We start from the raw sequence: 20,099 nt of genomic DNA on the forward strand, positions 1-20,099 counted from the left end.
CCATGCTCAGTTCCAGCACGCTCTATGCCGCTATCGACCTCGGCTCCAACAGCTTCCACATGCTGGTGGTACGGGAAGTGGCCGGCAGCATTCAGACCCTGGCGCGCATCAAGCGTAAAGTGCGTCTGGCGGCCGGGCTGGATCAGAACAATCACCTGTCGCATGACGCCATGCAGCGCGGTTGGCAATGTCTGAAGCTGTTCTCCGAACGCTTGCAGGACATCCCTCGCGCCCAGATCCGTGTGGTCGCTACGGCCACGCTGCGTCTGGCGTCAAATGCCGATGAATTCCTGCAGACCGCCGAGCACATTCTCGGTTGCCCGATCCAGGTGATCAGCGGTGAGGAAGAAGCGCGCCTGATTTATCATGGCGTTGCCCATACCACCGGCGGGCCGGACCAGCGTTTGGTGGTCGATATCGGCGGTGGCAGTACCGAGTTGGTCACCGGCACCGGCGCTCAGGCCGCCCAGCTATACAGCCTGTCTATGGGCTGCGTCACCTGGCTGGAGCGTTTCTTCAGCGATCGCAATCTGGGGCTGGATAATTTCGAACGCGCCGAACAGGCCGCGCGCGAAATGGTGCGTCCGATAGCGCCGCACCTGCGTCAGCACGGCTGGCAAATCTGCGTCGGCGCTTCCGGCACCGTACAGGCGTTGCAGGAAATCATGGTGGCGCAAGGCATGGATGAACGTATCACCCTGCCCAAGCTGCGCCAGTTGAAACAACGCGCCATTCAGTGTGGCAAGCTGGAAGAGCTGGAAATCGAAGGCTTGACGCTGGAACGCGCACTGGTGTTTCCAAGTGGGCTGTCGATCCTGCTGGCGATTTTCCAGGAGCTGGGTATTGAAAGCATGATGCTGGCCGGTGGCGCGCTACGCGAAGGGCTGGTCTATGGCATGCTGCATCTGCCGGTTGAACAGGATATTCGCAGCCGTACCATTCGCAATCTGCAACGGCGCTATCTGCTGGATACCGAACAGGCCGAGCGCGTCAGCCAACTGGCTGCCAACTTCTCGCAGCAGGTGAGCAATGAGTGGCAGCTGGACGCACGATGTCGCGAGTTATTGCACAGCGCCTGTCTGATCCACGAAATCGGCCTCAGCGTTGATTTCAAGCAGGCGCCGCAACACGCCGCCTACCTGATCCGTCATCTGGATTTACCCGGTTTCACACCGGCGCAAAAAAAGCTGTTGGCTACGTTGCTGCAAAACCAGAGCAACCCTATCGATCTGCCGCTGCTGAGCCAGCAAAACGCCCTGCCGCCGCGTATGGCGCAACGTTTATGCCGCATTTTGCGGCTGGCCATCATCTTTGCCAGCCGACGCCGCGACGACACGCTGCCTGCGGTGCGCCTGCGCGCCAATAACGATGACGAACTGACGGTGATCCTGCCTTCAGGCTGGCTGGAACAGCACCCGCTGCGTGCAGAGGCGCTGGATCAGGAAAGCCACTGGCAAAGCTATGTGCACTGGCCGCTGATGCTGGAAGAACAACGTTGATATGACAAGGGCGCCGCCAAGCGCCCTTTCTTTTTAGCCTTCGCCTTTGGCCTTGGCCAGCTGCGCGCGAATATTGGCCAAATGACTCTGCCCTTTTTGCATCCGTTCCTGCGGGCTGACCACCTTACGTTCGCTTTCCCACGCCAGATCATCCTGCGGCAATTCCAGCAAGAAACGGCTCGGTTCCGGCCGTACCAGCTCGCCATATTGGCGGCGCTCGCGGCACAGCGTAAAAATCAGCTCTTTTTGGGCGCGGGTGATCCCCACATAGGCCAAACGCCGCTCTTCATCGACATTATCCTCATCGATGCTGCTCTGATGCGGCAATAATCCCTCCTCCATCCCCACCAGGAACACATAAGGGAACTCCAGCCCTTTGGAGGCATGCAGCGTCATCAATTGAACCTGATCCAGCTCTTCATCGCTTTCACCGCGTTCCATCATGTCCCGCAGGGTAAAGCGCGTCACCACCTGGGTCAGCGTCATTGGCTCATCCAGCTCGCTCCCTTCGAGCATTTCCGTCATCCAGCCAAACAGCGTGTTGACGTTTTTCATGCGCATTTCGGCGGCTTTCGGGCTGGGTGACGTTTCAAACAGCCAGCTTTCATAATCCACACCGTGGATCAGATCGCGCACCGCGGCCACCGGCTCACGCTCCGCCAGTTGGGCGATACCGTCCAGCCAATGGGTGAAGCGTTGCAGAGACTCCAGCCCGCGGCCGGTCAAATGCTGGCTCAGGCCCAGATCGAAACTGGCGCGAAACAGGCTTTTGTTGCGCTGATTGGCCCACTCACCCAGCTTTTGCAACGTCGCCGGGCCAATTTCACGCTTTGGCGTATTGACGATACGCAGGAAAGCGCTGTCGTCATCCTGGTTGGTCAGCACACGCAGATAGGCCAGCAGATCCTTGATTTCCGGCCGCGAGAAAAACGAGGTGCCGCCAGAAATTTTGTAAGGAATACGGTTCTGCATCAGCATTTTTTCAAACAGCCGCGACTGATGGTTACCGCGATAAAGGATCGCATAATCGCCGTAATTGGTTTTCTTCACGAAGTGGTGGGCAATCAGTTCCCCCACGACTCGCTCGGCCTCGTGATCCTCGTTATTCGCGGTCACCACTTTCAGCTCTTCACCGTAACCCAACTCGGAAAATAGCCGTTTTTCAAATACGTGCGGGTTATTGGCGATCAGAATATTCGCCGCTTTCAGGATACGTTCGCTGGAGCGGTAGTTCTGCTCCAGCTTAATCACCTGCAGCGCCGGGAAGTCTTCCTTCAGCAGCACCAGATTTTGCGGCCGCGCGCCGCGCCAGGAGTAGATCGACTGGTCATCGTCCCCCACCACGGTAAAGCGCGCGCGGTTACCCACCAGCAGTTTTACCAGTTCATACTGGCTGGTATTGGTATCCTGATACTCATCCACCAGCAGATAACGAATACGGTTTTGCCAACGCTCGCGCACTTCTTCATTACGCTGCAGCAGTAAGGTCGGCAGCAGGATCAAATCGTCGAAATCCAGCACGTTACACGCCCTCATATGGGCGTGATACAGGCCGTAGCAATGAGCGAACAGCTTGTCGCGCTCGGAGCGCGCCAGCTCCATGGCCTTTTTGGGATCGACCAGGTCATTTTTCCAGTTGGAGATAGTGGAGATCAGCTGCGCCACCAGCGTTTTATCATTCTCCAGCCATTTTTCGGTCAGCTCTTTCAACAACGCCAGCTGATCCTGATCGTCAAACAGCGAGAAGTTGGACTTCATCTCCAGCGCAGCGTATTCACGCTTGATGATTTCCAGGCCCAGCGTGTGGAAAGTGGAAATCATCAGCCCACGCGCTTCTTTGCGCCCCATGGTTTGCGCCACACGCTCTTTCATCTCACGCGCCGCCTTGTTGGTAAAGGTCACGGCGGCGATATGCCGCGCCTGATACCCACAGTTGTGGATCAGGTGAGCGATTTTATTGGTGATGACGCGCGTCTTGCCGGAACCTGCACCGGCCAGCACCAGGCAAGGCCCGGTAACGAATTCGACGGCTTGTTGTTGGCTGGGGTTTAATCGCATGGCGCTTTATTGCTCGACTTTATCACGTGGAAGGGGATTGTAGCAGAAAGCGCCGATGAGATTTAACGGGTATACTCGGCACAATTTCTGTATCGATAAGGCAATACCATGGCAAAGACGGCGTGCGCCCTGCACATTCTGGTAGATAACGAAAAACTGGCCAACGATCTGCTGGCCAAGCTTAAGCGCGGCGTCAGCTTCGACACGCTGGCGCGCAAATATTCAAGCTGCCCGTCAAAGCGCAACGGCGGCGCCTTGGGCGAATTCAACAAGGGCACCATGGTGGCGGCCTTTGATAAAGCGGTGTTCAGCATCCCGCTGCTGAAACCTTATGGTCCGGTGAAAACCCAGTTCGGCTACCACATCATCAAGGTGCTGTACCGCAACTGAGGGGGCTGACCGCCCCCCTCCGCTTTTACTGTGCGCTGGTGTCCGGTGCCGGAGCGGTGTCGGTCGGCTTGGCCTCTTCCGTCACCACCGCCGGTGCCGGTGCCATAATGCCGTTATAGGTTTCCTGTAACTGCTTCATGCTCATTTCCGGCTCGCCCTTCGGCTGCATCAATACCAGCGTCGCATCCTGCGAGAGCTGAAGCTTCAGCTCCTGGTTCAGCGCTTCCAGCGTTAATCCGGAGAGGAACTCCTGACGCAGCTTCTGATACTGTTCCGGCGCGATGTCCACAACGCCGCTTTGTTGCGAACGCAGACGCTGGCTCATCAGCACGTCAGTGTCGGTGCGGGCGTAGGTGGCGAACAACTTGCTCAGTTGATCGTTCTTCTGCGCCAACAGGCCGTTAAACTCGTCCTGCGACAACCCATTGTTACGCACGTTGACCAACTCGCGGGCGATAAAGCCCAGGCTGTTGTTCAGATTGTTGTTCGGCGTATCAAGGTGAATGCCGCACTGGCCACGCTGGTACTGCACGCGGCAATCGAAGCCCAGATGCAGGTTTTTCTGGTCACTCTTTTCCAGCACCTGCTGAAGATGCCAGAACAGGGCCTCGCGGGCGATGTCGCTGCGCCAGTAACGGCTAAGGTTCTGCGAATCGCGGATCGGGTGCCATGGCGCGTCCCACATGATCGACAACGTATCCTGCTTCACCTGCTCGCTGATCAGGCTGACCGGCTGCGGCGGCAACGGCGTCAACGTCGGCATGGTTGCCGGCGTTTCGCGTTTCCCTTTCAGCGGCGAGAAAGCTTTGTTGATTTGCTCGCCCAGGCTGCGGCTGTCCACTTTACCCACCACGTACAGCGTCATCGCATCCGGCGTATACCATTGCTGGTAGAACTTCTTCAGTTGATCGATATTCACCGGCCGTTTCACCGGCTGGGCCGGATCGTGCGCCAGCAGCGTCGAGCCTTTCAGGCGATAACGCCACCAGGCATCTTTGGGATTCGGCGGGAATGTACCGACCGGGTCGACGCTGGAGTTCATCACCGCATGCACGGTATGTTCGTCGATCGCCAGTTTGCCGGTGGTATCGGAAAGCCACGCCAGCGCTTCTTTCAGCAAATCTGGGCGGTTATTCGGCAGGCTGAGGTTGTAAAGGGTGAAATCGTAAGAGCTGATCGCCGGCGGCAAAGGCCGCTCGCTGTCCACACTCTGTTGCCACAGCGAGCGCAACTGCGGAGGCGTAAAGCTTTCGCTGCGCGCCAGCGACAGGCGCGGCAGCAGGTGCGCAAAACCGATCTGCTGGGAAGACTCCACCAGCGAGCCGGTATTGACCATCAACCGCAGCTCGACGCGATCGCTCGGTCGCTGCGGCGTATCAAGTATCTGCCATGAAAACCCGTTGTCGAGCTTACCCTGCTGCCAGGCAGGATCGGGTTGTAGTGCTTCAGCCTGCACGCTGCCGTTGGCGGCAGCCAACAACAGCCCACCGACTATAAGATGAATTCTGGTGCCCTGCATGTGAACCCCTACTTAATTACTATCCAATTTCTGTATACAAATGCGGATATTCCATTCACCGGAATATTAGGCTGTGTCGTACAGCCTACAAATACGCCCTGAGTTTCACAGTGGGGCGGAAAGCGGAAAGTGTACCACTCTGTTAGACCGCATGCCTTTGCGGATGTCACTCATTGAAGTGAAAAATAATGGATAGTCGGGTTTTTAATGCAAGAATGAGTTACTCGGAGGAATAAAACATCACCGGCCACGGCCGCAGCCGGTGATTTGAAGCTAAAATCAGGCAGAAGGCAGTGTTTTATCGGCACCTCCGCCGTGCTTGTTGGACAAGGTGTCTTTCAGCTGTTTTTCATCCAGCTGTTTGCACCATTTCGCCACTACCACGGTTGCCACGCCGTTACCGACCAGATTGGTCAGCGCGCGGGCTTCGGACATAAAGCGGTCAATGCCCAGAATCAATGCCAGGCCGGCCAGCGGCAGATGGCCCACTGCGGAAATGGTGGCAGCCAACACGATAAAGCCGCTACCGGTCACCCCGGCAGCCCCTTTCGAGGACAGCAACAGCACCACCAGCAGAGTCACCTGATGCACGATATCCATATGGGTATTGGTCGCCTGAGCGATAAATACCGCCGCCATGGTCAGGTAGATCGAGGTGCCGTCCAGGTTAAAGGAATAACCGGTCGGGATAACCAACCCCACCACAGATTTTTTACAGCCCAACTTTTCCATTTTGTCGAGCATGCGCGGCAGCACCGACTCGGAAGAAGAGGTCCCGAGCACAATCAGCAACTCTTCTTTGATATAGCGAACAAATTTGAAAATGCTGAAACCATTGGCGCGAGCAATGGTGCCAAGCACCACCACCACGAACAGCACGCAGGTAATATAGAAGCAGGCAATCAACTGGCCGAGTTGCAGCAGCGTACCCACGCCATACTTGCCGATGGTGAACGCCATTGCCCCGAAAGCACCCAGCGGTGCCAGGCGCATGATCATATTGATGATGCCGAAGATAACGCGCGAGAAGCTGTCGATCACGTTGAAGATCAACTGACCTTTATCACCCAGGCGATGCAGGGCGAAACCGAACAGCACGGCAAACAGCAGCACCTGCAGAATGTTGCCGCTGGCGAAAGCGCCGATGACGCTGCCGGGAATGATGTCCAGCAGGAACGGAACGATACCCTGCTGCTGAGCCTGTTCGGCGTATACCGCCACCGCTTTGGCATCCAGCGTACCCGGATCGATATTCATCCCCGCACCCGGCTGTACCACGTTGACGATCAGCAGGCCAATCAGCAGCGCCAGGGTGCTGACAATTTCAAAATAGAGCAGTGCGATAGCACCGGTGCGGCCTACGGCTTTCATGCTCTCCATGCCCGCGATGCCGGTCACCACGGTACAGAAAATCACCGGCGCAATGATCATCTTGATCAGCTTAACGAATCCATCGCCCAGAGGTTTCATCTGTGCGCCAATCTCAGGATAGAAATGGCCAAGCAGGACGCCCAGCGTAATCGCCGTCAGCACCTGAAAATAGAGGCTCTTAAAGATAGTGATTTTCATATGAACATCCTTTGGGGGGGAAGACACGCACCAGGCGGTAGTCTAGTTATCTCGCCTGTTCATCGCTTGCGCGGAAAATAACACCCACATAACAACATGGAAATAATTTGTTGCAGCCACAGACACATGTTGATACGAATTTAAGAGCTGAAACGCGCCAGCCCGAATGTAAGGCGGCGAATTGCGTAACTATTTCTTTGCACTAACGCAAAAGGGGTAGCTGATAATCAACGCTTTTTGGGCAGGATAGGCAACGGGCGACGCACGCGCCGCCCGAAGAGAAAGGCAAAGGCGGAGAGCTTAAGCTGGCGGTTGGCAGAACTGCGCTTCAAATTCCGCGCGCGGCAACGGACGGGCAAACAGGAACCCCTGACCACTGTGAATACCGTGCTGCAACAGCCAGTCGCGCTGCCCGGCATTTTCGACGCCTTCAGCCATCACCGGCAGATGCAGCACCTCAGAAATCGAACTGACGATACGCACCATCGCGTCATCCGCCGGCAATCCCTGAATAAAACTCTTGTCGATTTTAATCAAATCGATCGGCAGGCATTTCAGGCGGTTAAGGTAATTAAGGCTGGAATATCCCATACCAAAATCGTCCAGCGCAATCGACAGCCCCAGGTCGTGCAGTTCCCGCAACAACGCCAACGCGCGATCGAGATCGTCAATGCGCACCGTTTCGGTAATTTCCAGCAGCAGCTTGCGCGGATCAATATGATGCTGCGCCAACATGCTCTTCAGGTGTGGAATAAAGTCTTCATGCTGCATCTGGGTGGCCGAAATGTTGACCGCCAACGGCAGCGTAATGCCTCTGTTCTGCCAGTCCGCCAGAATGCGGCAGGACTCCTCCAGCACCCAGTTGCCGAGCGGCACAATCACGCCAAGCTCCTCGGCTAACGGAATGACGTCTGCCGGCAGAGTAAAACTGCCGTCGTATTGCTGCCAACGCAGCAGCGCCTCGGCGCCGATCACCGCATTGGACTGCATGTCCATCTGCGGCTGCAAAAACAGGGTGAAACGGCGTTGTTCAATGGCGTGCAGGATTTCACTTTCCTGCGTCAGGCGCTTTTGGGTGCGTTCCGTCAGGCTTGGCTCAAAGAACAGGATCTGGTTCTTGCCTTCACGATGCGCCGACATCATCGCCGAAGTGGCGCTGCGCAGCAGCTGTTCCGCACTCTCCCCGACATTGAGATAGTGGGCGATGCCGATGCTGGCGCTTGGCCGCAACGGCATTTCCTGCAGGCTCAGCGGCGCATTGATCTGCGCCATGATACGGCGCGCCAACTGCATGGCGTGGAACGGTCGCTCGATACCTTTGGCCAAAATAGCGAACTCGGTGTGGCTCAACTGCGCCAGCACGCCGTTCTCATCAAGACATTCACGCAGCGTCTTCGCCAACGCCAGCAACAGCGCTTCGCGCATCGCCGGATTGAGCACGCCGGATGCCTCATGCAGCGTCTCAATGCCGATGACCAGCAGGTTAAAACGATCGGGCCGCAGGCTGGAGGCGATATGCTGTTCCAGCAAGGCGGTAAACAGCGCCTGGTTAGGTAGCCCGGTTACCGGGTGGCGCGTGCTCAGGCGGCTCATCTCGGCATAGGCTTTGGCCAGCCGCTGCTGATTGCGGTTGTAATTGCGCACCAGCAACCCCAGTTCATCGTCCTGGTGCAGGGCCGGCAGCATCAGTTGGTGATACGGCGCTTCGTCCTGCGAAATATTTTCCAGCTCTTTCGCCATGGCGCGCAGCGGATGCACCATCAGCCGGTTCATACACCAGCTGATGGCGACCGACAGAATCAACGCCAGCAGCAAATAGGTCGACAGCATGGTCGACAACATGCTGAGAATGAATTGGTACATGCGAAACGAATCGGCCTGCAGCACCAGATAGGCCAGAGGCTGCGGATTGGCGGGCACGCGCTCCAGCGAATAGAGCGGAACGGAAATTTGGATCGGCAGCTCGAAGAGACGGGCGATCAACGTAGGCACCGGGCGTTCCGGCGGGAAGTTGGCGTGCAGTGCCTGAAATTCATTCGGCAGCACGATATCCGCACGGGTCAATATGCCCACCGGCAGCAGGGTATTCAGCACCCGCTTGGTTTCCGGCACGTCCATGCGCAGTACGGCTTCCGCTAGCGGTTGGCGTACGGAATGCGCAATGTTTTCCAGTTGCTGGGCATAGTCATCCCTGCGCTGCTGCACAAAGTGGAATAACTGGATCACGATAAATATGCAGATCGTCACCAGCGCCACGCCGGACACCGTTGCCATCTGTTTAATCGTTAATGAACGCCTGACCCGCAAACCTGCTCTCCGCTAATTCGGGCTGAAATAAAAAAGAGGTTAAGAAGCATTCTACCCCCCCTTCGGACCGGTCCGAGTATACTCGATTGTCTGCCGTTTTTATCTTGCCATACCCATGGCAGAACCAAGAAAACTGCGGGTTTCAGTCTTTTCTTAATCGAAAGGCCCTATCTCGCCCCGGCACATGCGTGCCGGTGGCGGAAAATGGCAGGACGCAGCCTTAACACAGGGTAGCAAAACTACCCTGTGTACGACACTCCGAATCTGACTGAGCCGGGTTATTTGAAGTCTGCGTAAGGCGTGAGCGGCTGCGGCGGCAAATCGAGATCGCCCTGCCAGCCAGCCAACGAATAGCGGAGATAAATCAATGCATGGCTCGGTGTATAATCTTTCGCCTGCTGAATATCAATGCCGGCGCCCAGTGTCCAGTGCGAGCTGAGACGGCGCTCAACGATCGCCCGCAAAGTATAACCCACGCCGGAAGAGGAGCTGCCGTCTTCCACCGCGAACTTGTCCGGCAATGAATCCGGTATCAGCCCCTGCAGCGGATAACGCCGTTGGCTGTTGGTTTTCGAATGGGACAGCGATACCGATCCGCCCAGTTCCCACGACCAGTTCTCGGTACGCTGGCGATAATTTACCGGCACCGCCAGCGACATATATTGCTGCGGGCTGTAATACCCCCCCTGGCCGAGCGAGTAACCGCTCAAATCCTTTTGATAGTGCCACAGCATGGTGTTCAGCCCGACGGTGACGCGGCGGTTATCTTCGTTGATCAGCTTGTAGTAATAACCGGCCATAAAGCGCTCGCGCTGGTTATCTTCGACGTTTTTGCCGGTCAGTTGGTGCGCGCTGAGGTCAGCCCAGACGCCGTGAGCTTCGCCGCGATCGTAGCTGGCGCTAAGGCTCACCCCGGTGGCACGCACGCCGCCCCAGGTGGTGCCGGTGTTCGGATCCTTAGTGCCGCCAAACGCCAGCAGCGAGCTGGAAATCGGCCGGCGTGACGCCGCCAGCGTCCAGCCAATGTGGTTCCAGTCATTGCTGTAGGCCAGCCCGCCTACCCAGTCGACCACCTCAAAGCCCATCGGCGTGGTGCCGATGTCCCCTGCCCAGCGGTCGTTTTTCCAACCGGCCGCCACGCTGGTGCCGGTGGTTTTCTGATGTTCATCGCCGCTACAGCCCTGGGTATGGCAGGTGCCGAAGGTTTCGTAATATTTGCCGCTGCTGTCGGAGGAGAAACTACCGGCATCCAGCTGCACGGTATCGGTCCGCAAGAAGGCCCGCCCGTCGTACAGCGGCATGTCCACCTGCAACATGGTGTCGTGCGCTTTGTAGTCGGAGATGCCGCCGGTACCGCTGGAACGCCAGTAATCGTGATCGAGCGTGACGTTGACATCCTGCTGGCGGTACAAATCCGCCGCGTCTGCTCGAATGCCGCGCTTGAGCCAGTCGTCACTCGGGTTGTTGCGCGTCAGATAAGTGTAACTGTCGTTATCCTGCGGCACAGTTGGCGTAATGCCGCTGGCGACCATCGCCTGCTTATAATCCTGTTGCGCCAATTCCGGCTGCCGCTGTTCACGTTCAATTCTGGCCGCGTCGCGGTAAATCAGCGCTTTCGCCTGCCCCGCCGGCTCCTGCTGCGCCGCCGTTTTCAGCCGGGTAAAGATATCGCTCGCTTTCTGCGGCTCCCCAACGGCATACCAGGCATTGGCCACTCGCCGCCCGCTATTGCTGGAAGGTTCCGGCTCCTGCGGTTCGGTTTGCAGGCGCTGACGCGCTTCGCTGAGTTTGCCCTGTGCCACATAGGCCTCAATCTCACCCAACCGCGCATCCGGGTTGTTCGGCTCACGGGCCCGCACCCGCTGATAATCGGCCAGCGCGGCATCATATTCACCCCGCGCCAGCGCCCAATCGGCCAACTGAAGGTCGATACGGGTATCCGCCGGTTGTCGGCGCAGATAGGCTACCGCGCCAGGTTCGTCGCCTGCCGCACGCAGCCGTTCGGCCTGTTCCAGCGTCGCCTGCATTTTCAGCCGCTGCGCCAGCTCGCGCATGTTGTCGTTCCACTGCGCGGCGGGCAAGGTATTCAGTTGCGCCAATGCCTGCCGGTCGCGATCGCTGCCGGAGAGGTATAACGCATAGGCATAGGCCTGCTGCGGGTTGTCACGCTGTTTCTGCGCCAACCGGCTGAACAAGGCGTCCGCCTGCTGCGGTTGCCCGGCCTGATGCAGCGTCTGCGCATAGTGATAGGTCAGCCAGACGTCATCAGGGTCCATCAACTGGGCGCGGCGGTATTTTTCCGCCGCCTGAGACCATTGCTGCTGCCCGGCCAAGTCGTCAGCCTGCTGTTTAAGCATATCGAGCTGCAGGCCGTCGAGCGTACTGCGCAGCTTGTTTTGCTGGCTGCGCGGCAGGCTATTGAGATAGGCCAGCGCCTTTTCCGGCGACTGACGCTGGTAGATATTCACCAGACCGCGCACCGCACTGCCGTTACCCGGCTCCAGCCTCAGCGCCTGCTGATAATAACGTTCCGCAGCGGCGTCATCTTTACGCGCCACCGCAACGTCACCCAGGCCGAGCGCCGCACTGCTGTCGCGGCCGTCAATCTGACCCGCCTGCTGGTATTTCTGCTGAGCCAATGCCAGATTGCCGGCTTTCAGCGCCTTGTCGCCTTCGTCAATCGCCAGCCAGTAAGCGTTGCTCTTAATCAGGCTCTGCCATTTACTGCTGTTATTGCCACCTTTATCGGCCTGCAGCGCCTGACGGAACAAGCTCAACGCCTGTGGGCGATTACCGGCGCGTGAATAGGCCTGGCCCAGCGCCCCCAGCACTTCGGCATCATTGGGCGAGGCCGCCAGCGCTTTTTTCAGTTCGGGGATCGCCGCACGGCTGCCGCCCTTGTCCACCTGCGCCAACCCGCGCACCCGCGCCAGATAGGTGGGATCCGACAACAACGCTTGCTGCCGGGCCAGTTCCTGCCGGGCGCTCACCGCCTGATCGCCGGTTTCAAATACGCCGAGGAATCGGTTGAGGGCCGCTACGCTTTGCGGGCTGACCGGCATGGCTTTGACCTTTTCCAGCCACAGATCGGCGGCATCGCCGCGTCCGGCGGGATCGGCGGCCACTTTTTGCAGTAAATCATAGGCCTGCGCGTCACGATCCTGGCTGAACAACATCCGCGCCATCGACATGCGCAGCGGCACGTTACCGGAATAGCGTTGATCCAATGACTGTAACTGCTTCAGCGCAGCCGCTTGCTGACCCGGCAGACGAGCAACCAGACGCCAGTATTCCACCGCCAGTTCCAGCGTCGGCGGATCGCCATGGAACAGGTCATCATACTGCGCTTTCGCCTCCGGCAAACGGCCGGCGGTGGCCATCAGCCGCGCCTGTTGCAGTTTTTGGCGGGTTTCCGGCTGGGTCAGCAGCATGTTCATTTCCGCCTGGCGATAAGCGCTGGACTGCGGCGCAATCTGCTTGAGCTTATCCAGTTGCTGCTGCGCCAACGCCTGATTGCCCTGCCGCAACGCCAGGCGCATGCGCGCCGAAATCACGTCCGGGTTATTCGGATCCATCAGTTCAAGCCGATAAAGCGACTGGCGCACCAGTTCATCCTTGTTACTGGCCTCCCCGACGCGCACCTGTTCCAGCAACCACTGTTCCGGCGCGACGGCTTCCGCCCCCTGCGCCTGCGGCAGCATTGCCAGGCTTAAAGGCACCAGACCCAGCCAGTTTATTTTGAAGTTACGCATTGGCCGCCCCAGGCGGGTTGAAGTTCACCCTGCCGATTAAAACGATAACGTTGTTGATCCCATCCCTGGCCGAACAGCGTCAAAGAGGCGCTGAAATAGGCATCGTCGCCCGGAGGGTGTTGATTGATGCGTTGGCGCTGGACGTCCAGCGCAGCCGTTTGATTGGCCAGCATCGGCAGCATGACCGCGGAGAAACCCACCGGGCCGTCGCCGCTGGTTTTGCCGCTGGCGGTGTCGGTTTTTTCCGGTGGAACGCCTTGTTGTGCGGTCGATTGCGCCATCGGCAGCAGCTGTTTGACCAATGCGGCTTTATGCTCGTCATCGTCCGCCAACATACCGACCCACAGATAAACCCGGATGGCGTCGTAACTGCCGACATCCGGTTTCACGGTATCAGGTTGCCAGCCTTTGCCGGCCTGCCACACCACCCAATCCGGGGAGAAGCCGTGCGGTGCGGTTTCCAGCAACAACCGCTGATTGGTTTTCTGCATCGCTCGCCATGGGCCGTTCAGGGCGGCAAAACGCGCCAGCAGCTGCGGCGGCAGGTAGCTCGGATTGAGCCGCCAGCGATCTTGCGCCACGAACCCGACCTTGCCCGGCAGCAGCATCAGCCCCAGCCCGGGGATATCGGCCACTTCTTCGCGGCCGATACGCTGCAACAGCAGCGTACCCAGGGTTTGATAACGCCGGCTTTTCCACAAACGACCGGCTTCCAGCAGATTGTAGGCAATCCACAGATCGGCATCGGACGCCGTATTCGTGTCCAGCACCGTCCAGCGCTTTTTATCGTCCTCGCCCCACAGCCAGGCGGGCAAATGGGCGCTGAGATCGCCCGCCGCCAGGTTGTTTTCAGTCCACTCCAGCAGCTTGTCGAACGTCGGCCGATCGTTCGCCACCAGGGCGAAGAACAGGCCGTAGCTCTGCCCCTCCGAGGTGGTGATGCGGTTCGGGCTGCTCGGGTCGATCACCCGTCCTTCGTCGCTGATGTAAAACTGCTTGTACTGTTGCCAGGCCGGCCACTCGCAGGCCGCCGCCGCGCCGAATGCGCACAGCAGCAGCATACCGAACGTCAGGCGTTTCAGCGTTGCAGACATGGTGATTAATCCCGATCTTCAGGCGACAGGCGACGGCGACTAAAGGCCTTCAGACCACGCCACAGCATCAGCGCCAGAATCACCACCACCGCCACCGCAATCACCGCCAGCAACACCGGATGGGTCGACAACGCGTGCCAGATGCGCTCCCACCACGGCAGGTGGCCGACATAATAAACGTCGCCTACGCGCAGGCTGTTCACCCCCGATTCGCGGATCACCGCCACCGAGCCAAACACCGCCGCACGCTTGCCGCTGTCCAACAGCGCCGTGTTCAGCAGATCATAGCCGCGCGGGCTGTCGGCCAGCAGCGCCACAATGCTGCGCTGATCGTTAAACGGCGACTGCACGCCGATAATCGCCGACATCGCGCCTTCGGAACTGATGGTGGTCTGGCTGTCGGGTTTGGTGTCCTCCGGCAGCACCTCCATGGCCGGCAGCGGCAACTGACGCGTTGGCTGTTTCACCCAACTTTGGGTGGCATCCACCAGCAGACTGATTTTTTTGTCGTCCCGCAGTTCCGGCGGGATAGTGCCGATCATCAGAATATCGGCATCGCGATCTTTGGCCTGCGACCAATCGTCACTCAGCGTCATTGCCAACGCCGGGTAACCGGTTTGGGCGCCGATGATCCCCAGTGCGTTCAGCATGGCGCTGACCTGCGCCGGCTGCGGCTGTTTGTTGACCAGCACCAGCGTCTGCGACAGATCGGCCAGACGGCTGAACGGAAAACCGGCATTGGCGAAGGCACGCAGATCCGGCATCGCCATAAAGTGACGGTAACCGGAGAAATCAATGGTCGACGAACCGTCGATGACCGCGTGGTTTTGAGTGAACGAATACGTCTCGCAACGCCCTTCCGCCCCACTGGCCAACAGCGTGGTGTAATCAAAGTCGAACCGCATCTGGTTGCTGGCACCCAACCGCAGCGCCGGAATATTGACGCTCTTGTCGGAGTCGATCAGCCCCTGGGTCAGCGGCAGGCGCAGCAGCTGAGCGCCCTGTTCGTGTTCCGGCACCAGCGAATAGGCCTGCACGAACTGGTTGTTCAGGCTAACGCTCAGGCGCGAGCCGTCCTGAATGCGCGGCGCGGTATAGCGGTATTTCAGGTGCATATCGATGCCGGTGCTGCGGATCAGGAACAGATCCGGCGGCAGGTTCATGGTCAGCGAGATCGGGCCAGGCTCGATACCGCTGGTTTGCAGCTGTTCGGCGTACTGTTGCAACTCGGCAAAGGTCATTGGCCGATCGGTGCGCACCCAATTAGGCGCATCGTATGGCGTGCGCGGCGCCAGTTGTTCAACCTTATCCACCGTGACGTTCTGGCCGCGGAACAGAATGTTGCCCTGCGCAATGCCTTTTACCGCGGTGATCAAATCGTTGTCATCTCGCCCCTGCACCAGCAGCAGTTTGACGTAGGGATTGTCAGGATGGCTGATCATCTCCACCGTTGGCCCGTTGACCGCCGGGTAATCGCGCAGGAAATCCGGGCGCTGCTTATTGGTGGCGAAGACGATGGCGTGCTGGTCCGGCAGTTTGTTATACAACGTCGGGAACGACTGGCCGCGCCACTGCGCCTTGCTGCCGAACCACGAGGCCAACATACCCGCCGCACGCTGCTGAGTGAGGTCCGGCGAACCGGCGAACACCATCGGCAACGTCAACGACCGGTTGTCGCGGCTGTCCAGGAAGGGTTCCGGGAAATGCGACAGCTCGTTTTTCAATGGCAGCGTCTGGAAACGCAAATTCAGCGAGCTGGACTTGCTGACGTCGAGCCACAGCGTACTGTTGGCCGGGTTTTCGCAGATGTTCTGGTAATGGCCGACGAACACCAACCGCACGCGGTTAAAATCGGTGATATAGCGCGGGTCGATCGCCATCTGGATACGATTTGGCTTGCCGAGCTGTTCTTTGGTGAGTGGGGTCACGCCCATCAGTTCGTCATTGAGGTACACCTTGACGTGCGACTCCACCGGGATCAGCGACGGCGAAGGCGTGAACTCCAGATCGAGCGTCGCCTGCGACACCACTTCGTCACTGCGGACGCCGAACTCAACCTGGCCATCCGGTCGGGTGCCGCGCAGGGTAAAGGTCCCCGGCGGCGGCGCTATCTGGGCAAACGGCAATTGCACGTCGCGGACCGGCGCATTCGCATCCTGCGGTGCGGCCGTTCCCATGGGCGTGGTGACCGGTGCATCGGCCGGTACACTCGCCGGTGGCGCGACGACGGTGGGCGCGGTGGCGGTTTCAGCCTGAGACAGGGTGCTGATGCCTAAGGCCAGGGCGGTAAACCAGGTTATTTTTCTCGTCATCGTATCATCATCAATGTTAGAGCCTGGGAGCCAGGCAAGTGAACGGGGCGGTTTGCCTATACCACTGTCTCTTTTTGGCTGAAAGCCGGGTTCCTGCCAACACCGTGCGGGATGAATGACGCTATCCACGCAATCATCGTCGTGAATCCGACCAGCAGGCTGCGCACCATCGGCGGCGCATAGTCCGCCATGCGCAGGTAACCCCGGAAGCCCAGCGCCAGAACGTCGCGCAGGCTTTCGATCGGTTTATCTTCAGGGAACCCGTCCTGCCACAGCGCCCAGGTATCGGCGCGGGCAAAGGTGCACTGAATAAAATCAATATGTTCACGGGTGGTGAGATCGACCATGCGGATCCCCACCTTACTGCCGAAGGCGCGCGTGACCACGCACGGGAAGCTGTATTCCTGCTGGCCGCGTTTTAGCAGCAGCGATGCCTTGTCGCCGTCTTTCAGCGCATCCGACACGCGCATTTCAATCCCTACCCCGCCGTCGGAATAGTCGCGCAGCGTGCAAGGAAACAGGTGACCATCGGCGCGGGCTATCGCGGCCGGCATGGCAATCTCCACGCGGTGCGCCTGGCGCACCTGCTTGGCCTCTACCGCCACCGCCACCGCGCCGCCGAGAATCGTCATGTTGTACAGCACCCACACCAGGCTGACGATCACCGTCATGACTTCGTCCGTCGGGCCGTAGGCCATCCGCCAGGCGCCGAAGATCAGGCCGGCCAGATTAAGCACCACCAGGAACATGTAAGGGCGGGTAATCACCCAATCGACATGTTCCTCTTCCACCAGCCCGCCTTTGGCGGTCACGTTGAATTTACCCTTGTGCGGATTGAACAGCGCCACCGTGGTAGGGCGGGCGATATACCAGGCCAGCACGGTCTCGTAGATTTCGCTCCAGAAAGAGTGACGGTATTTACCCTGAATGCGCGAGTTGGTCAGGCTGGCATGGATCATATGCGGCAACACATAGAGCGCGATCGCCAGCGCAGGGGCGAAAATGATATAGGCGTGCAGCAGCAGGAACGCCAAAGGCGCGGTGAGGAAAATCAGCCGCGGAATACCGGACAAGAAGTGCAACATGGCGTTGGCGTAACACAGCCGCTGCGCCAGTTTCAGCCCCTTGCCGAACAGCGGGTTATCCAACCGGAAAATCTGCACCATGCCGCGCGCCCAACGAATGCGCTGGCCAATGTGCGCCGACAGGCTTTCGGTCGCCAGCCCGGCGGCCTGCGGAATACGGATATAGGCCGAGGTGTGCCCGCGACGATGCAAACGCAACGAGGTGTGGGCATCTTCGGTGACGGTTTCCACCGCGATGCCGCCTATCTCATCCAGCGCGCTGCGGCGCAGGATGGCGCAAGATCCGCAGAAGAAGGTCGCATCCCACATATCATTGCCGTCCTGCACCAGGCCGTAGAACAGCGTGCCTTCGTTCGGGGTTTGGCGGAAACGCCCGAGGTTGCGCTCAAACGGATCCGGCGAAAAGAAGTGATGTGGGGTCTGCAACATCGCCAGCTTCTTGTCTTTAAAAAACCAGCCCATGGTCAATTGCAGGAAGGAGCGGGTCGGTACGTGGTCGCAGTCGAAGATCGCCACAAACTCGCCGGTGGCCTGCTTCAACGCGTTGTTGATGTTACCGGCCTTGGCATGCTCATGGGTCGGCCGGGCGATATACTTCACCCCCACCTCTTCGGCGAAGGCTTTGAATTCCGGTCGGTTGCCGTCATCGAGGAGGTAGATATTGACCTTCTCTTTCGGCCAATCGATACCCAGCGCGGCGTAGATCGTCGGTTTCACCACCCCAAGATCTTCGTTGTAAGTCGGCACCATCAGATCGATCGTCGGCCAGGTCGCGCTATCGGCAGGCAGCGGCACCGGCTGGCGGTTAAGCGGCCAGACGGTCTGGAAATAGCCCAGAACCAACACCACCCAGGCATAGGTTTCCGCCGCCAGCAGCAGCAGGCCGCAGGTCAGGCTGAGCGGATCGTCCCAGTTCAGCGTGGCGGTGTAGCGCCACCAAAGGTAGCGGCAGGAAACGGTCAGCGACAGTACGATCAGCATCAGCCCCGGCAAACGGCCCGGTACCCGGCGCACCACCATCGCAATGCCCCACAGCAGCACCACAAACACAAACTGCGCCGGCAAATCGAAGGGTTGCGAAATGCACAGCATGGCGAGGATCGCCGCCAGCACGCCGACAATAATAAACAGCACGCGGCGCATGCGCCGGCTCATCTGGCTCAGGCGTTCCACCGAACGCTGCTCTACCCCGGCGCTTTGCAACCGGTGCGGGAGCCTTTGCAGCCAGTTGGCGTAACGCAGTTGCAGACGGTGCCAACCGGCGAAATAATGACGGCCCATCGGCGAGCGGCCGGTACGAAACAGCAGCAGCCAAAGCCCCTGCAACAGACAACGCAGCCCATCCGCAGGGCGCGGGCGGCTGAAGGATAAATGCGGGAACCAATAGGCGCGGCTGGCGCGCACCCGCTGCCAGTCCGGGGATTCAAAACGCAGGAAAACCCAGCCCACCGCCACCAACAGCGTGGCAAAGAAAGCGCTAAAGGCCGAGGATCCGTTACGGCGGTAGGTTCGATAGCGCGTCTGCACCGCCTGATGGACCGGCGGCACCAGCAACAGACTCATCACCCGGCTCATGGTGCCGCATCCTTGAGATTGATCAGACACCAGTTGGCCAGCGTCAGCACCTCATCGGCAGCCAGACTTTCCGGGCGGTACTCGCCCAACGGCTGCTTCACCGCCATTGCCTCGGCCATCGCCTCATCGCGGTGGATAGCCACCGGCAACAGGCCGCCCAGAGTTTGCAACCACAACTGATGCAAATCCTGCTGCAACTGGCTGGCAGCGAAATATTGGTTAATCAGAAAGCGGCAGCCTTCCGGCAACGCCTGTTGATGCAGGCGGATTTGGCAGTTGGCGTCCGGGGCGATCAGCATGAAGATGCTGTCTGCCAGCGCCAACGCCTGACGCGCCAGTACGCTGTCGTCTGCCGGCACGTCGAGCAGGATCCAGTGATATTGACCGCCGGCGGCCAACTGCGCCAGCCTATCTTGCCAGTGGGCGGGGGATTGCAGATTCAGTCGTTCCGTGGCCGTTAGCCGGCCAAAAGGAAGAAAGTCGAGCTTTTCGCAATAGCGCATCGCGCCCTGCTGCCAGTCGCCGCCGTCTTGCTCAGCACGGGCCCAGCCGCGCGCCAGCCCAAACGGCATATTAAAATGCAGGCGTAACAGATTATCCGGCGCGAAATCAATCGCCAGCACCGATTCCCCCAACTGTTGTAATGCCCAGGCGAGCGCCGCCGTCACTGACGTCGTGCCCATTCCGCCTCGCAGACCCTGCAGAGCAATCACTGGCATAAACTAGCGACTCCCCGTTATCTGCGCCAATTCGGCCAGCAGCGGCCAGCGCGTCATCATCTGAGTTAATCGTTCCTGACGCGAAATATCGACATAACTTAATGTCGGCAGAGAAAATGCCTCGCTAAGGGCCAGCAGATCATCCTGAGTTTCCGACGGTGCCACGGTTTGAAAGCGCGTTAATTGATTATTCATTCTGCCGCCTTTAAAAATAGGCTAA

12 protein-coding genes are annotated in these 20,099 nt (G+C 58.9%); 2 read left to right on the plus strand and 10 right to left on the minus strand.

Annotated features, from left to right (window positions below; genetic code table 11):
- Nucleotides 1-2: 2 nt before the first annotated feature.
- A complete protein-coding gene (gene ppx, locus ACUTSW_RS19260; RefSeq protein WP_062869206.1) occupies nucleotides 3-1,499 on the plus strand; it encodes an exopolyphosphatase in 1,497 nt (498 codons plus the stop codon).
- 33 nt (nucleotides 1,500-1,532) lie between these two features.
- On the opposite strand, the gene rep is transcribed toward ppx, so the two are convergent.
- The gene (gene rep, locus ACUTSW_RS19265; protein ID WP_020438282.1) at nucleotides 1,533-3,557 is read right to left on the minus strand and encodes a DNA helicase Rep; all 2,025 of its coding nucleotides are present in this window, start codon (nucleotides 3,555-3,557) and stop codon (nucleotides 1,533-1,535) included.
- A gap of 108 nt (nucleotides 3,558-3,665) precedes the next feature.
- Between rep and ppiC the strand changes: the two genes are divergently transcribed.
- Nucleotides 3,666-3,947: a peptidylprolyl isomerase PpiC gene (ppiC, locus tag ACUTSW_RS19270; RefSeq protein WP_004950862.1), complete on the plus strand. Its 282-nt coding sequence runs from the start codon at nucleotides 3,666-3,668 to the stop codon at nucleotides 3,945-3,947.
- 25 nt (nucleotides 3,948-3,972) lie between these two features.
- Here the strand turns inward: ppiC and ACUTSW_RS19275 are convergent, their stop codons facing one another.
- The 9 genes from ACUTSW_RS19275 to bcsR form a co-directional block, all read right to left on the minus strand.
- Nucleotides 3,973-5,466, minus strand: a complete 1,494-nt coding sequence (locus ACUTSW_RS19275; protein ID WP_445585102.1) for a M16 family metallopeptidase — start codon at nucleotides 5,464-5,466, stop codon at nucleotides 3,973-3,975.
- A gap of 279 nt (nucleotides 5,467-5,745) precedes the next feature.
- Nucleotides 5,746-7,035: a dicarboxylate/amino acid:cation symporter gene (locus ACUTSW_RS19280; protein WP_004950857.1), complete on the minus strand. Its 1,290-nt coding sequence runs from the start codon at nucleotides 7,033-7,035 to the stop codon at nucleotides 5,746-5,748.
- Between the two features lie 300 nt (nucleotides 7,036-7,335).
- On the minus strand, nucleotides 7,336-9,342 hold the full coding sequence (gene hmsP, locus ACUTSW_RS19285; RefSeq protein WP_062869203.1) for a biofilm formation regulator HmsP: 2,007 nt from the start codon (nucleotides 9,340-9,342) through the stop codon (nucleotides 7,336-7,338).
- Between the two features lie 278 nt (nucleotides 9,343-9,620).
- Nucleotides 9,621-13,094, minus strand: a complete 3,474-nt coding sequence (bcsC, locus tag ACUTSW_RS19290; RefSeq protein WP_445585103.1) for a cellulose synthase complex outer membrane protein BcsC — start codon at nucleotides 13,092-13,094, stop codon at nucleotides 9,621-9,623.
- A complete protein-coding gene (bcsZ, locus tag ACUTSW_RS19295) occupies nucleotides 13,076-14,188 on the minus strand; it encodes a cellulose synthase complex periplasmic endoglucanase BcsZ (RefSeq protein WP_062869201.1) in 1,113 nt (370 codons plus the stop codon). Before bcsZ ends, bcsC begins: the two co-directional genes overlap by 19 nt.
- Before the next feature lie 5 nt (nucleotides 14,189-14,193).
- Nucleotides 14,194-16,500 carry a cellulose biosynthesis cyclic di-GMP-binding regulatory protein BcsB gene (bcsB, locus tag ACUTSW_RS19300; RefSeq protein WP_445585104.1) on the minus strand — a complete coding sequence of 769 codons (2,307 nt, stop codon included), beginning with the start codon at nucleotides 16,498-16,500 and terminating at the stop codon, nucleotides 14,194-14,196.
- Nucleotides 16,501-16,556: 56 nt separating this feature from the next.
- The gene (gene bcsA, locus ACUTSW_RS19305; RefSeq protein ID WP_445585200.1) at nucleotides 16,557-19,160 is read right to left on the minus strand and encodes a UDP-forming cellulose synthase catalytic subunit; all 2,604 of its coding nucleotides are present in this window, start codon (nucleotides 19,158-19,160) and stop codon (nucleotides 16,557-16,559) included.
- Complete coding sequence (gene bcsQ / locus ACUTSW_RS19310) at nucleotides 19,157-19,879, minus strand: cellulose biosynthesis protein BcsQ (protein WP_063199092.1); 723 nt, start codon at nucleotides 19,877-19,879, stop codon at nucleotides 19,157-19,159. Before bcsQ ends, bcsA begins: the two co-directional genes overlap by 4 nt.
- A 3-nt stretch (nucleotides 19,880-19,882) precedes the next feature.
- The gene (gene bcsR, locus ACUTSW_RS19315; RefSeq protein ID WP_062869197.1) at nucleotides 19,883-20,074 is read right to left on the minus strand and encodes a cellulose biosynthesis protein BcsR; all 192 of its coding nucleotides are present in this window, start codon (nucleotides 20,072-20,074) and stop codon (nucleotides 19,883-19,885) included.
- Between the last annotated feature and the right edge of the window lie 25 nt (nucleotides 20,075-20,099).

It is taken from the genome of Serratia sp. TSA_198.1 (assembly GCF_052686505.1).

What these genes read in the sequence shown, in the direction of transcription:
- ACUTSW_RS19275 (WP_445585102.1), bottom strand. Translation starts at nt 5,466, where the DNA reads ATGCAGGGCACCAGAATTCATCTTATAGTCGGTGGGCTGTTGTTGGCT.
- bcsA (WP_445585200.1), bottom strand. Translation starts at nt 19,160, where the DNA reads ATGAGCCGGGTGATGAGTCTGTTGCTGGTGCCGCCGGTCCATCAGGCG.
- bcsR (WP_062869197.1), bottom strand. Translation starts at nt 20,074, where the DNA reads ATGAATAATCAATTAACGCGCTTTCAAACCGTGGCACCGTCGGAAACT.
- rep (WP_020438282.1), bottom strand. Translation starts at nt 3,557, where the DNA reads ATGCGATTAAACCCCAGCCAACAACAAGCCGTCGAATTCGTTACCGGG.
- ppiC (WP_004950862.1), top strand. Translation starts at nt 3,666, where the DNA reads ATGGCAAAGACGGCGTGCGCCCTGCACATTCTGGTAGATAACGAAAAA.
- bcsZ (WP_062869201.1), bottom strand. Translation starts at nt 14,188, where the DNA reads ATGTCTGCAACGCTGAAACGCCTGACGTTCGGTATGCTGCTGCTGTGC.
- ACUTSW_RS19280 (WP_004950857.1), bottom strand. Translation starts at nt 7,035, where the DNA reads ATGAAAATCACTATCTTTAAGAGCCTCTATTTTCAGGTGCTGACGGCG.
- bcsQ (WP_063199092.1), bottom strand. Translation starts at nt 19,879, where the DNA reads ATGCCAGTGATTGCTCTGCAGGGTCTGCGAGGCGGAATGGGCACGACG.
- bcsB (WP_445585104.1), bottom strand. Translation starts at nt 16,500, where the DNA reads ATGACGAGAAAAATAACCTGGTTTACCGCCCTGGCCTTAGGCATCAGC.
- bcsC (WP_445585103.1), bottom strand. Translation starts at nt 13,094, where the DNA reads ATGCGTAACTTCAAAATAAACTGGCTGGGTCTGGTGCCTTTAAGCCTG.
- ppx (WP_062869206.1), top strand. Translation starts at nt 3, where the DNA reads ATGCTCAGTTCCAGCACGCTCTATGCCGCTATCGACCTCGGCTCCAAC.